Annotated in this window: 14 protein-coding genes; 3 read left to right on the forward strand and 11 right to left on the reverse strand. The window is 39.5% G+C overall.

The genetic code is table 11. From position 1 onward, the window contains the following. Positions 1-5 precede the first annotated feature (5 nt). The gene (proC, locus tag L652_RS0119485; RefSeq protein ID WP_024596216.1) at positions 6-827 is read right to left on the reverse strand and encodes a pyrroline-5-carboxylate reductase; all 822 of its coding nucleotides are present in this window, start codon (positions 825-827) and stop codon (positions 6-8) included. A gap of 17 nt (positions 828-844) precedes the next feature. Continuing rightward, positions 845-1,558: a YggS family pyridoxal phosphate-dependent enzyme gene (locus L652_RS0119490; RefSeq protein WP_024596217.1), complete on the reverse strand. Its 714-nt coding sequence runs from the start codon at positions 1,556-1,558 to the stop codon at positions 845-847. A gap of 2 nt (positions 1,559-1,560) precedes the next feature. Between L652_RS0119490 and L652_RS0119495 the strand changes: the two genes are divergently transcribed. Continuing rightward, positions 1,561-2,601 (forward strand): type IV pilus twitching motility protein PilT, encoded by a 1,041-nt coding sequence (locus L652_RS0119495; RefSeq protein WP_024596218.1) that lies wholly within the window; start codon positions 1,561-1,563, stop codon positions 2,599-2,601. Between the two features lie 9 nt (positions 2,602-2,610). Beyond that, positions 2,611-3,747 (forward strand): PilT/PilU family type 4a pilus ATPase, encoded by a 1,137-nt coding sequence (locus L652_RS0119500; protein ID WP_024596219.1) that lies wholly within the window; start codon positions 2,611-2,613, stop codon positions 3,745-3,747. An 88-nt stretch (positions 3,748-3,835) separates the two neighbouring features. Here the strand turns inward: L652_RS0119500 and ruvX are convergent, their stop codons facing one another. From ruvX to L652_RS0119530, 6 genes are all read right to left on the reverse strand, one after another. Then, positions 3,836-4,285 carry a Holliday junction resolvase RuvX gene (ruvX, locus tag L652_RS0119505; protein ID WP_024596220.1) on the reverse strand — a complete coding sequence of 150 codons (450 nt, stop codon included), beginning with the start codon at positions 4,283-4,285 and terminating at the stop codon, positions 3,836-3,838. Positions 4,286-4,311: 26 nt separating this feature from the next. Further along, positions 4,312-4,869, reverse strand: a complete 558-nt coding sequence (locus L652_RS0119510; RefSeq protein ID WP_024596221.1) for a YqgE/AlgH family protein — start codon at positions 4,867-4,869, stop codon at positions 4,312-4,314. 155 nt (positions 4,870-5,024) lie between these two features. Then, a complete protein-coding gene (gene gshB, locus L652_RS0119515; protein WP_007585399.1) occupies positions 5,025-5,975 on the reverse strand; it encodes a glutathione synthase in 951 nt (316 codons plus the stop codon). 54 nt (positions 5,976-6,029) lie between these two features. Next, positions 6,030-6,764 carry a 16S rRNA (uracil(1498)-N(3))-methyltransferase gene (gene rsmE, locus L652_RS0119520; protein ID WP_024596222.1) on the reverse strand — a complete coding sequence of 245 codons (735 nt, stop codon included), beginning with the start codon at positions 6,762-6,764 and terminating at the stop codon, positions 6,030-6,032. Between the two features lie 69 nt (positions 6,765-6,833). Continuing rightward, a complete protein-coding gene (locus tag L652_RS0119525; protein WP_024596223.1) occupies positions 6,834-7,310 on the reverse strand; it encodes a hypothetical protein in 477 nt (158 codons plus the stop codon). Positions 7,311-7,395: 85 nt separating this feature from the next. Then, positions 7,396-8,289, reverse strand: coding sequence for a hypothetical protein (locus L652_RS0119530; protein ID WP_024596224.1), 894 nt, complete (start codon positions 8,287-8,289; stop codon positions 7,396-7,398). A 77-nt stretch (positions 8,290-8,366) separates the two neighbouring features. On the opposite strand from L652_RS0119530, the gene glnE reads away from it, so the two are divergent. Next, on the forward strand, positions 8,367-11,162 hold the full coding sequence (gene glnE / locus L652_RS0119535; protein ID WP_024596225.1) for a bifunctional [glutamate--ammonia ligase]-adenylyl-L-tyrosine phosphorylase/[glutamate--ammonia-ligase] adenylyltransferase: 2,796 nt from the start codon (positions 8,367-8,369) through the stop codon (positions 11,160-11,162). Positions 11,163-11,228: 66 nt separating this feature from the next. On the opposite strand, the gene L652_RS0119540 is transcribed toward glnE, so the two are convergent. The 3 genes from L652_RS0119540 to tolC form a co-directional block, all read right to left on the reverse strand. Continuing rightward, a complete protein-coding gene (locus tag L652_RS0119540) occupies positions 11,229-11,801 on the reverse strand; it encodes a toxin co-regulated pilus biosynthesis Q family protein (protein ID WP_024596226.1) in 573 nt (190 codons plus the stop codon). 41 nt (positions 11,802-11,842) lie between these two features. Then, entirely contained in the window at positions 11,843-12,772 is a 930-nt protein-coding gene (gene lpxL, locus L652_RS0119545) for an LpxL/LpxP family Kdo(2)-lipid IV(A) lauroyl/palmitoleoyl acyltransferase (protein WP_024596227.1), read from the reverse strand. A gap of 111 nt (positions 12,773-12,883) precedes the next feature. Continuing rightward, on the reverse strand, positions 12,884-14,239 hold the full coding sequence (gene tolC, locus L652_RS0119550) for an outer membrane channel protein TolC (protein ID WP_024596228.1): 1,356 nt from the start codon (positions 14,237-14,239) through the stop codon (positions 12,884-12,886). Positions 14,240-14,302: the final 63 nt, after the last annotated feature.

The following is a 14,302-nucleotide window of genomic DNA, read 5'->3' on the forward strand; positions in this document are numbered from 1 at the left end:
TGGTTTTAAAGTTCTTTTTCCATTTGCATCGCACGCGCAATACACGCATCCATTGCATCGCCAACGGTTTTAGTTAAGCCTTCATCTTTTAAGTGCTCAACAGCTGCGTGAGTCGTACCGCCTTTAGATGTTACGTTTGAACGTAGTTGCGAAATAGTAATATCAGGTTGGCTAAGTGCCATTTCGGCGGCGCCAAGGGCTGTTTGTTGTACCAGGCGACGAGCGTCTTCATCATTAAAGCCCAGCGCTTTGGCTTTTTCTTCTATGGCTTCCATAAATAAGAAAAAGTAAGCAGGCGAAGAGCCAGTCACAGCAATAATGTCGTTAATTTGAGATTCTTTTTCAACCCATACAACAATGCCAGTGCATTCAAAAACTTGTTGTACAAACTCGTGTTCGCTTTGTGTTTCGCCCGCGCCATATAAACCTGATACACCACGGCCTAATAAAGACGGTGTGTTTGGCATACAGCGTACCATTTTAACGTCTTGACCTAGCATTTCGCGAAGGCGTTTTACAGTTAAGCCCGCAGCAACAGAAATGAATAGTTTGTCGCTAAAATCTACGCCCGAATCTTGAAACGATTTACATAAATCGCCCATCATTTGTGGTTTAACAGACAAAACAATTACATCAGCATCGCGCAGGGCTTCGTTATTGTCACTGGTGGTTTGCACCTTGAAATCGGCTGCTACCTTTGCAAGCTTTTCTTGGTTGCGGTTAGTCGCAATAATGTTACTTGCGTTAAAACCGTTTTTTACCATGCCACCAATAATGGCGTAGCTCATATTACCTGTGCCTATAAATGCGATTTTTTTATCTGACATAAATCTGTTATCACCTTTTAAGTTCGTGTTCCAAAAATGTCTGTGCCGACTCTTACCATGGTTGAACCTGCACTAATGGCAGCTTCAACATCACCGCTCATACCCATCGACAAAGTATCTACTTGAGGATATTGGGTCTTTAGTTTATCAAAGCAAGTTTGTAATTGCTCAAAAGATTGAATTTGCGTATCCAGATCGTCACTTTTAGCCGGAATTGCCATTAAACCGCGAAGTGTTAAGTGCTTACATTGGTTAATAAAATCGGCAAGTTCAGAAATTTGCCCAACACTACAACCCGATTTGGCTTCTTCTTCGCTTATATTTACTTGAATAAGTATATTAAGAGGCGATTTATCGTTTGGGCGCTGGGAATCTAATCGTTTGGCTATTTTTATACGATCAACACTTTGCACCCAATCAAAGTTGGCAGCCACTAAAGCACTTTTATTTGATTGAATAGGTCCAATGAAATGCCAAATGATATCGCTATATGACTGTAGTTGAGCTATTTTATCTATAGCCTCTTGAACATAAGATTCACCAAATTCGCGCTGGCCATGCTCATAAGCTGCAATAACATCTTCGCTTGGTTTAGTTTTAGACACTGCCAGTAAAGTGACTTCGTTAGTGTTTCGCTGTGCGTTTTTTGCCGCGTCTGCAATTCTAGCGTAGGCGGATGTGAGTCGTTCTGCTATTGTAACCATATATTTATCAGTTAGTTGTGGAGTCATAAATGGATATTACCGAATTATTAGCGTTTAGTGTGCAACACAAAGCATCCGATTTACATTTATCGTCGGGTGTTTCACCTATGATACGCGTAGACGGTGATGTTCGCCGCATTAACATACCAGCCCTTGCAGACAAAGACGTAAACAGTCTGGTTTACGATATTATGAACGATAATCAACGCAAGGACTACGAACAAAACCTCGAAGTGGATTTTTCGTTTGAAGTGCCTAATTTAGCACGTTTTCGTGTGAATGCGTTTAACTCTAATCGCGGGCCTGCTGCGGTATTTCGTACCATACCAAGTGAAGTGTTAACGCTTGATGATTTAGGTGCGCCAGATATTTTTAAAACAATCTCTGATACCCCACGTGGACTCGTGTTAGTAACAGGGCCAACGGGTTCAGGTAAATCAACAACACTTGCCGCTATGGTCGATTATATAAATCAAAATAAACATCACCATATTCTAACAATAGAAGATCCAATCGAGTTTGTTCACGATAATAAATTAAGTTTAATTAACCAACGTGAAGTTCACCGCGATACACATAGCTTTTCAAACGCGCTACGTAGTGCATTGCGTGAAGACCCTGATGTAATACTGGTGGGTGAGTTACGTGATTTAGAAACAATTCGTCTTGCAATGACTGCTGCCGAAACGGGTCACTTAGTGTTTGGCACGCTACATACAACATCTGCACCAAAAACCATTGACCGTATTATTGATGTATTCCCAGGTGAAGAAAAAGCCATGGTGCGTTCAATGTTATCTGAATCTTTACGTGCGGTAATTTCACAAACGCTGCTTAAAAAAATTGGTGGTGGGCGAGTTGCAGCACACGAAATTATGATTGCAGTTCCTGCTATTCGTAACTTAATTCGTGAAGATAAAATTGCACAAATGTATTCGTCTATTCAAACCGGTGCGTCTGTGGGCATGCAAACAATGGATCAGTGTTTAACTAATTTAGTTAATCACGGTATTGTTACAAATACGGCAGCGAAAGAAAAAGCGCAAGACAAAACACAATTTGGTGGGTAAGAAATTATTATGGCTTTATCTTTAAACGACTTTTTACTCATAATGATTGAGAAAAAGGGTTCTGACCTATTTGTATCGAGTCAATTACCCGTGAGTGCAAAAATAAACGGTGAACTAACAGCTCTCAGTGACGATAGACTGACTGATGAGCAATCACTTGAGTTAGTAGAATCTGCAATGAGCGAAAAGCAAAAAGCAGAGTTTCATACAACGAAAGAATGTAACTTTGCGATTGCTACCGACGAAGGGCGTTTTCGTATTTCTGCTTTTTGGCAGCGCGATAGAGCGGGTATGGTTATTCGCCGTATTGTGACGCAAATTCCTGATGTAAGTGATTTAGGTCTGCCATCTACGCTGACAGATGTAATTATGTCTAAACGCGGTCTTGTCTTGTTTGTAGGTGGTACAGGTACGGGTAAGTCGACCTCACTAGCTGCACTTATTGGTTATCGAAACCGTAACCAACGAGGTCATATACTGACCATTGAAGATCCGATTGAGTTTGTTCATGAGCATCGTAAAAGTATTATTACTCAGCGCGAAGTAGGGCTTGATACAGAAAGCTTTGAGTCGGCACTTAAAAGCTCATTACGCCAAGCTCCAGATGTTATTTTGATTGGTGAAATTCGCTCGCAAGAAACCATGGAATACGCCCTAAGCTTTGCTGAAACCGGTCACCTGTGTGTTGCAACACTACATGCTAATAATGCGAACCAAGCGATTGACCGTATTATGCATTTAGTACCAAAAGAAAAACACGATAAGCTTAAGTACGACTTAGCACTTAACTTACGTGCCATTGTTGCTCAGCAACTAGTGCCGACTGCTGATGGTGAAAGCCGTGTTGCAGCTATTGAAATATTGCTTAACTCACCAATGGTCGCTGAACTGATTAAAAATGGTGATATTGGCGGAATTAAAGAGGCAATGGCTAAGTCAAAAGAGATGGGCATGCAAACCTTTGACCAAGCGCTATTTGAGTTGTACAGGCAGCAGCGAATTAATTACGCTGATGCACTGCATCATGCTGATTCGCCGAATGATTTACGCTTAATGATTAAACTGCGCAATAACGAACAGCAAGGTGCGGGCTTTTTACAAGGCGTTACTATTGATGGCCTTGATGATAAAAATAGCGATCAATAAACTAAAGATTTATTATATAAATACTTAATAAATAAAAAGCGCCAATTGGCGCTTTTTTTGTATATAACGAGTTGTTTATATAGCCCGCTTATTCACCGTAACTAGATTCAAAAAAACTTTCTAAAATAATAACCGCAGACATATTATCTACGTTACCTTTGCCTAAGTTTTTATAGCCACCACTTTCAAAAAGTCGCGCTTTAGCATCCGCGGTCGTTAAACGCTCATCTTGTGTTTGCACAGGAATGCCATAATGATTATGCAATCTGTTGGCAAACTTTTTTGCTTTAAAGGTAACCTCTTGTGACGTTCCATCCATATTTAGTGGTAAGCCAACAATCATTAAGTCAGGCTGCCACTCGGCTACTTGTACAGCAATATGGTCCCAATTAGGAATACCATCTTGTGCTTTTACAGCCTTAAGGCTAGAGGCGCTGCCTGTTAGCTCTTGCCCAATAGCAATACCAATACTTTTGGTGCCAAAGTCAAAGCCCATTACAGTGCGTTCGCCTTGCGGCTTAAGCGATTTTTTTGTCATGTGTATCTTGTTTAAATTTTAAGTAGTTATGCGTGACCAGCTTCAAGGCTGAGTTGGCTAATATCAAAGCCCAACATTGAAACTGCTTTTTCCCACCGTTTTTCAACGGGGGTATTAAAAATGATCTTTGGATCTGCTTCTATGATCAACCAGCTGTTATCAAGTAACTCTTGTTCGAGTTGTCCTTGCTCCCACCCTGAATAACCCAGTGTAATAATAAATTGCTCAGGTGCTTGTGCTGTGGTTAAGCTTGCTAAAACGTCTTTTGAGGTAGTGATCATAATATCGCTACTGAGCTTTTGACTTGCTGAATAACCCGGTTGAGGAGAGTGCAGTACAAAACCACGGTCAGTTTTAACGGGTCCGCCTGCAAATACACTTATTTTTGCTGCGTTTTGAGTTTTGTCGTTATCAATTTCTATTTTATCTAAAAGTTCGCCAACAGTAACATCAATAGGTTGGTTTATTACCAAGCCCATAGCCCCATCTTCATTGTGCTCACAAATATAGGTAACAGCACGTTTAAAAAAAGGGTCTTGCATCGACGGCATCGCGATTAAAAAATGATTTTCTAATGATTGCATAGACTTCACCCTTTTTAGTTAATGAACTTTGAGTATGGCACATACCTTTGTTTTTAAAACTAAAAAAGCACTCTCATACGGTTTAAAGATTAATAGTTAACAACTATATTAAAATTCATGACACGAAAGTGCTTTTAATAACGACAGATAGATGCTTATTTATCTAACTTTCTTTCAATTGCATCAAACAAAATACCTGTAATAGAGATATCATAAGCAGCTTCAATTTCGCGCACGCACGTTGGTGCAGTTACGTTAATTTCAGTTAATTTATCGCCAATAATATCTAAACCTACAAATATTAAGCCTTTTTCTTTAAGCGTTGGCGCAACTGCTTGCGCAATTTTTAAATCAGATTCACTAAGTGGGCGCGCTTCGCCTCGACCGCCAACAGCTAAATTACCGCGTGTCTCACCATTTTGTGGAATACGCGCTAAACAATACGGAATAACCTCGCCATCAATAACCAATACGCGCTTGTCGCCTTGTTTGATCTCTGGAATGTAATTTTGCACCATAGCAAAGCGGCTGCCGTGCTCGGTTAGCGTTTCACAAATTACACCAATGTTGGCATCGTCTTCTCTAAGGCGGAAGATAGATGCGCCGCCCATGCCATCAAGGGGTTTTAAAATAATGTCTTTATGCTCGGCTAAAAACTCACGAATTTGTTTTTGACTGCGTGTAACCAGGGTATCTGGTGTATGTTCGCTAAACCATGCTGTAAATAGCTTTTCGTTAGCATCGCGAAGGCTTTGTGGCTTGTTAATTATTAACGTACCTTCTTGTTCTGCACGTTCTAAAATATAAGTCGCGTAAATGTATTCAGTATCAAAAGGAGGATCTTTACGCATTAAAATCACATCAAGATCGGCAAGCGCTATAGTGGCTTTTTCTTCAAGCTCGTACCATTTTTCTGCATTATTAAACACTTGCGCTTTAGACGCTGTAGCGTACGACTTACCTTTACGAAGAGATAAATCATCCATCTCCATATAATAAATTTCGTAGCCGCGTTCTTGCGCTTGCATCATCATTGCAAAACCGGTGTCTTTTTTGATGTTAAATCCACTAATAGGATCTGAAATAATACCTAACTTAATTGCCATGCGCTGTGCCTTACTATAAATGTTACTGTTTATATGAGGGTGCTTTTAGTTATTTCAATTAGCTAAATCGCCAAATTGAAGTTGTAATGCACTTAAGACCGTTAAAGCGGCTGTTTCCGTTCGTAAAACGCGCGGGCCTAAGCGAATATCTACAAATTCTAGTTGTTTAGTTAGTGCCATTTCATCGTCGGTAAAGCCGCCTTCTGGGCCGACTAAAAAGCGTACGCCATCTTTAGGTACCGTAATGGTTTTAATGCTGTGCTCAGCACGAGGATGGAGAGTGAGCTTAATTGCATTGGTTTGTTGTGCAAGCCATTTTTTTAAATCGACAGGAGGATGAATAATTGGCACAAAATTACGCCCAGATTGCTCTGCCGCTGCAATTGCAATTTTTTGCCATTGTTGGTGTTTTTTCTCAAGGCGATCGCCCATTAGTTTCACGCCACAGCGCTGACTAAAAAGTGGGGTGATTTCGGTAATGCCCAGTTCAACTGACTTTTGAATTGTAAAGTCCATTTTATCACCACGGGATACACACTGGCCTAAATGAATTTTAAGCGGAGATTCTACATCGTGGGGATTAAGCTCTAATGGCATTACGACGACTGTTTTTTTTGTTACTTCAATTATTTCACTAAGGTATTCGCCGCCTTCGCCATTAAAAATAGATACATGCTCGCCTACTTTCATGCGCAGCACTCTGCCAATATGCCCTGCAGCATCCTCATCTAAGGTTACAGGGGTGTTTAGGGCAATACTCGATGTTTGATAAATATGAGGAACTCGCATAGTGCGTCACTTACTACTTAGCATAAAAATATATACTGCTATGGTAAGTAAGCTGGGAGCTGTGCGCAATTATTTATTTTTATTAAGTTGCTCGGCGAGATCTATTAAATCTTGTGGTGTGTGTGCTATATCATGGTGATTTTGCGAAGGTTCGGTTAATGTTTCGTCAGTAACCCGGCTTAGTGTATAGCCTGTATCATCAAGGTTTATTAAAAAGCGTTTTTCATGTAAGGAGTTATAAATAAAGCGTTGTTTATCACTTGCGAGTAAGTAATCGGTATTATTAAAAAGTACTCCGTGTAAATCGTGATGCTCTTTTAGATAGTTAATTAATTCAGAAACGCTGATTTCGTTCTCAAGATCGCAATAACTATAGTCTTTAATAAGCTCGTCAAACATCATTTTTACTAACTGACGGGTATTATTGCCTGCTGCAATAAGCGTACTCGCTTTGGTTTTGCCATTATTAACATAGAATTCGGCAAATGCACGGCTAAATTCGTTGTCTATGTCAATTAACAAATAGTTAGTAGCTTCAAGTGGCATAGAGCTCGGGCCTTGTTACATTTAAGTAATTACCATTATTACTGAAATGCAGACGTTTTAATTGCTGTATTTTTAGTAAAAAGGTCTAAAGAGAAAACATGCTAATAAGTAAATAACCTATAGCACAAAAAACAGCAAACTCTATACATGCTACGCCAATATTATCTTGATGGTCTATTTCAAGAGCTGTATCAATATTTGGTAAAGAGATAACTTTTATAACATACGTTAAGCTGTAGAGTAGTATCCACATTACACCGCAATGCATAACGAGTGTAAATATGTTTTCTACCATTTTACCGTTTTGAAATGCTGCGCTAGATAAACCAGCGTACACAGATAATGCTAAACCGATTGATTTTCCAGCATATCTTATACCTATAGAGGTGTTTTCTAAGTTGAAGTTACTTTGTAGCGAAGCGCCTTGGTTTGCTTTGGCAAAACGATATTCTCGTATTTTACTATCCAGTGCAAACATTCCCTGAAGTGTAAAAAAGCTAACGCAAGCAATAAGTAAGTTACTAAACCCTTGGGTATGTGTCCACGTGTATAAACCTAGTGCAATAATACAGTTGGCGATTAACATGCCCGAATCCACCAGTGCAGCACATACATTTTGCTTTAATATTGCAGCTTCTTCATTAAACCTGTGCAATATCCATTTACGATGAATTAAGTGACCTACCTTAATAAATGTAAATAATAAAATAATAATGACCAAAACTTTTAATGGATTGGATTGCGCGGTGCTTATGCTTATTTCATCAAATAAGAAGGCCATAGTGGCTATGACAACTGATATTTCAGATGCGAAGCTAATACCCATGGCAAAGTTATCGTGCTGCGCAAGTTCATCTTTAAGCGCTTGTTTTGCTTTGATTTGAGTGACAACTCGTAAACTAAAAATAGTTATACAAATAACCGCAAAACTAATAGCAATCGCAATAAAACTAGTGTTAGATAAAGACAAATATGACATGGTGATCCTAATTAAGTGAACCTTTCTAGGTTTTAGTCATTCTAGTACGGTTATTGATGATATAAAAGAGAGGATTGATGAGTAACGTAAAGCAACTTCCTATTCAATTACAAAAACTTGGCTTAGAGCGCTTCGAACAATTATATTCACAGCAAAGTAATGAAAGCGAAGTTATACGATTACTCGCCTTGAGCGACTTTGCCTGGCGCTGTTTAGAATCACAACCAACGTTAAAAGACTGGCTGCTGTGCAAAGATGAAATTCAAAACAGGCATGTTACCTCTCCCTTTGATAGCATTGAACTTAGTGATATTGACGATGCTAAGTGTAATCAAATCTTACGAAAGTACCGCGAAAAATACTGGCTTAAAGTCGCCTTTTTAGATTTATGTTGTAATAACCCTATTGCCGATAGCATTAATTACATAAGCCAACTGGCTGATATGCTGATTGATAGCGCTAACCAATGGGCGCATGCGCAGGTGGCAAAAGTAAATGGTGAGCCGCTTGATGAGCAAAGCCAAGCATTGCCATTAATGGTTTTAGGGATGGGGAAGCTCGGCGGGCAAGAGCTAAATTACTCCTCTGATATTGATCTCATTTTTGCGTATCCGCGCAGTACAAAAACCCAAGGTGGTCGCAGAAGCCTTGAGGCCCAAGTATTTTATACCAAAGTTGCACAAAAGCTCATTGCATCACTTAACCAAGCCACCGGTGACGGGCAGGTATTTAGAGTTGATATGCGCCTACGCCCGTTTGGCGAAAGTGGCCCTTTGGTCATGAGCTTTAATGCTATTGAAGATTACTATCAGGAGCAAGGGCGCGACTGGGAACGCTACGCAATGTTAAAAGGGCGCCTAATTGGCACCCCTAATAAATATTGGGATGAATTTATTAAGCTTTTAAAGCCGTTTGTTTATCGCCGATATATTGATTTTTCGGTAATTGAATCTTTGCGTAAAATGAAGTTAATGATCGCACAAGAGGTTCGCCGTAAACGCTTAACTAATAATATAAAATTAGGCGCTGGTGGTATTCGTGAAGTTGAATTTATAGTGCAAGCCCTGCAAATGGTACGAGGTGGCCGAGAGGCTAATTTACAAACTCAATCATTACTTAAAGCATTAAATGAGTTGGCACTTAGCCAAGTTATAGATGAGCAAGAAGCAAGCGATCTGAGGCGCAATTACCTTTATTTACGTAAAGTTGAGCAGTACCTTCAAATATTTGACGATCAGCAAACGCAAACACTCCCTGATGATGAATTGAATCAGCAGCGCTTAAATTTATTATTAGAACAAGCTGATTTTTCTGCCACTTTAAACACTATAGAAAAGGTGAAGAAACAAGTTAACGGTGAGTTTGCACTTGTGATTGGCGAGGAAACCGTGCCACTTGATACCTGTGAAGGCGCATTTATTAGTGCTTGGGATCATGGTGATGTGAGCTTTTTAAAAGAGGCCAGAGATGAATGGCAAGCACCCCTTAACGATTTTAAATTAAGGCTGTCTAAGGTAAATATAGGTAACCGAGGGCGTGACACTCTTGATAAGTTAATGCCTGTTTTACTAAATCAATTAAATGACTTTAATGCCGGTGCAGCAGCTTTCACAATGGTTTGCCAAATTTTTAATAAGATAATTTCGCGTACTGCCTATTTAGAATTGCTTTACGAAAACCAAGGTGCATTAAAGCAACTTGTTTTACTGTGTTGTCATAGCAAATGGATAGGGGAGCATATTTCTCGCTACCCTATATTGCTTGATGAGCTAATAGATCCGGCGGTTCTTTATAAACCGACACCATTAACGGCTTATAAAGATGAAATAAGACAGTATTTTTTACGAATAGAGCATGACGATTTAGAACTGCAAATGGAGTCGCTTAGGCAATTTAAGCAAACGCATCAATTACGAATTGCTGCCGCCGATGCAACCGGTGTTCTTGACGTAATGAAAGTAAGCGATCATTTAACCGTACTGGCAGAGGCGATTGTTGACCAAGCTGTTAATATTGCATGGCATAACACTGTTAAGCGCTTTGGTATGCCCCCAGGCACCGATGATGAAAATAAAGGTTTTGCTGTTATTGCATATGGTAAAACAGGTGGTTTAGAAGTCGGGTACGACTCAGATCTAGATTTGGTGTTTGTGCATAATCATGATGGCTCAAGCCTAACTAATGGTGTAAAACCGATAGATTCTCGTCAGTTTTATTTAAAGCTCGCTCAGCGCTTAATGCATTTATTTAATACCCGTACTGCATCGGGCATTTTATACGAGCTTGATACACGACTTCGCCCTGAAGGTGCATCGGGTTTACTGGCTATCAATTTAGAGAGCTTTAATCACTATCAGCAAACTCAAGCATGGACGTGGGAGCATCAAGCACTTGTTCGGGCTCGATTAATTTTAGGTCAAAACGATCTGATAGATCGTTTTTCACAAATTCGTAAAAATATACTTTGCCAGCAGCGCGATGATACCGTGCTAAAAGCTGATGTAATAAAAATGCGCGAAAAAATGCGCGACCATCTAGCGAAAGGAAATATTGATCAATTTGATTTAAAACAAGATGTTGGTGGCATGGCTGATATTGAGTTTATTACGCAATATTTAGTACTTAAACACGCAAACGAGTTTGAACAGCTTACAGTTTACTCAGATAACGTAAGAATATTAACGGATGCAGCAAATATAGGTTGTATTACTAAAGAGCAAAAACAGCAGTTGATAAAAGCGTATATTGATTATCGCTCGTGTTACCACGTGCAGAGCTTGGAGCAAAAAGGCAAGTTGATCCCACGAGAAACGTTTTTACAAGATATTACTAACGTAACTAATATTTGGAATAGTATTTTTGAATTGAATTGAATTGAATTGAATTGAATTGAATTGAAAAACCCAAGCGCTTGCTTGGGTTTTTGTACGTGTAAACCCTTAAACCTTTAGTTTTAAACAGTTTGTACGTACAAATTCTGATGGTAACTCGGTAATAACCGCGGCTCTTTGTTTATGGCAAAAGTAAGTATAAACCTCGTGCTCAAAGTCATCATTTATAGCGCGTCCAATTTGGTACAGTGCTGAAGTAAAGTTACTGTCTACTCTAAAATGATCTTTAACTACGTAATCTTTACTTAAGTACCAGTAGAGCTCAATTCCCTCGTTTTTAGCATATTGATTAAGTACATCTTTAAGGGTTGTGCCATTTTCAAAGCGCCTAGGTTCAACCTCTCCAGTCCAAGTGGTCGGCATTGGATCTACTGTTCGCGCACGTTCAGCCAATACTCTATCCAAGGTTTGTTCTGGTGTTTTAAGTTTTAAAACAAATTGATCTCGTTCTTTATTACTTTTTACTTGGTTACGAATGGAGGAGTAAAAGCGTGATAGTCCTTCGGCGGCTGCATTTTTAGATTTTTTAATATCAAATACAGAACCATCACCCACTAAAAAGTATACGGCGAGTGCTATTAGCACGGCTGCAAATGATAAATGTCTAATCCAAAACCACATGATTATTACCCACCTTATTTGTTCCTATTATTGTTATACCATTACTTTTTATAAAAAGAAGGGGTATTTTTATCAGGTCGAGTTTTAAAGCGACGGTGCAGCCACATGTATTGCTCTGGAGCTGCATTTATACATAGCTCTACGCGTTGATTAACCCGTGTTACATCAGCCTTGTCATCACCACTTGGGAAGTTTTCAAGCTCAGGTACTACCTCTAAATGGTACTTACCATTTTCGTCACGGCGCGAGATTAAACTCATAGTTTCGCAGTTTTTACTGCCAGCAAACATAAGAGTACCTGTTGTCGTTGCAGTGTCGGGAACTGCGTAAAATGGGACAAATTCACAGCGGTTACGGCCGTAATCTTGATCGGGTAAGTAATAGCATACTTTTTTATTTTTTAATGATTTAAGCAAACCTTTTACATCTTTTCGGCCAATTAAGTATTCGTTAGAACGAAGACGGCCATTAGTTGTAAAGTATTCCATTAGTGCGTTGTTGTGAGGGCGATAAAAGCCTAAGCCTTGGCATTTCAATCCCATCACACGACTAGCCATTTCAAGATGCAAGATATGGGGGACAAGTAATAAAATACCTTTACCAGATGCTTGTACACGCTCAAAGTGTTCTAGACCTTTGATTGAACCATATACACTTTCAACTCGCCACTGCGGCCACCACCAGGCCATACCAGTCTCAACCATAGCAATGCCGGTATTTTCCATATTTTTTAGTACAAGTTCTTTTTGATCTGCTGCGCTCATATCAGGAAAACATAATTTAATGTTAACTTCTGCAATATGGCGACGGCGTTTCATAAATTTATGAACTAAGCGACCAAGCTGTTTTCCCATCGCCAACTGTAGTTTTTGTGGCAACCAAGAAATCAAATATAAAAATAAAACGCCAACCCACGTTAACCAGTATCGAGGGCCTAAAAAAGATGCTTTAAAAGGAGAAGAAGTGACCACAAAAATCTCTCTGAGAATAAAAACGATAGTTTAACGCTAAGCGCTGTGAAATACAAAAAGCCAGCTAAATGCTGGCTTTGAATAAATTTATATTATGTTTAGCTGTAAAAGTTAAGCTGATTTTAAACCTTGGTTTATAGCAACTAAATCTTCACTTGTTAGTGTACCCGCTGCTTGTTTTAAGCGAAGGGTAGATAACACATAACGGTAACGCACATCAGCAAGGTTACGTTTTGCATCGTATAAATTTTGCGTACTCACGAGTACGTCAACAATGGTACGAGTACCTACTTCAAAACCAGCTTCAGTTGCTTTAAGGGCACTTTGAGCTGAAACAACCGCTTGCTCTAGCGCTTTATAAGTCGCAATATCTGAAACAACTTGATTATAAGATGTAATTACTGTGCGAGTGACTGCGCGGTAATTTGTTTCATAATCTTGGCTCGCTGATACGTAAAACGCACGGGCTTGGTTTGTTGCAGCAACTGTTGCACCACCTGAATACAAAGGCACGCTAAAGTTAAGCCCAACAGAGCTTGAGTCTGAACGTGGTTGATCATCAAAATTAGCGCCATTTATTTGAGCGTCTGTAAGAGAGTCACCATAATTTGCACTTAGAGTTAGTTTTGGATAATGGCCTGCTTTTGCTAATTCAATTTGATCTTTTGCAATATCAACCGTTACTTTAGACACCTGCAGGTTGATATTTTTATCTTCAGCTACTTTAACAAAGTCGCTTGAGCGCTTAGTTGGTTTAGTTGTTGAGAAAGTATCTGTATTTAAAAAATCTAATTTTTCGTGGTATTTACCTGTAATCTCACGAAGCTGCTCGCGTGCTGTTTCTACAGCATTACCTGCAATAATTTCTTGAGCTACCGAGTTATCAAACTGAGCTTGCGCTTCGTGTACGTCTGTAATTGCTGTTAAGCCTACCGCATAACGTTGTTTTGTTTGCTCAAGCTGACGTTCAATTGCACGTTTTTCAGCTTCAACAAATTCAAGGTTATCGCTGGCACTTAATACGTTAAAATAACCCTCAGCAACGCGTACAATTAAGTTTTGTTTAGCTGCATCGTATAGGCCGCTTGCTTGAAGTGCTTGCTTGTCGGCAATATCTAACGTATTCCAGGCACCTAAATCAAATAATGTTTGGCTTAAACTTACACCACGAGAGAATTGGTCTGTGTCACTTTCAACTTTAACTTGGTTAGATAAGTCGCCAACGCTTTGGTACGACGTTGCATCGCTTTTTGTATAACCCATGGTTAAACCAATTTGAGGTAGTAGTGCACTCATCGCCAAATCGCTTTGGTAAGACTGTGCATCAGCTTGGGCTTTGGCTTTTAAAACAGTAGGATCGTTAGCTGTCGCTATTTCAAAAACTTGTAGTAAATCTTCAGCTTTCACTGCTGTTGCACCTAGTGCGCATGATAAACTAACTAGCGCCGCAAGAATGTTCTTTTTCATGTGGGGTTCGGTCCTTAGACAATTTTTGTACTAAAAGCATGTTAACCTGTTTTACTGCATAAC

It is taken from the genome of Pseudoalteromonas sp. TB25 (assembly GCF_000497995.1).
Taxonomy (GTDB): Bacteria; Pseudomonadota; Gammaproteobacteria; order Enterobacterales; family Alteromonadaceae; genus Pseudoalteromonas; species Pseudoalteromonas distincta.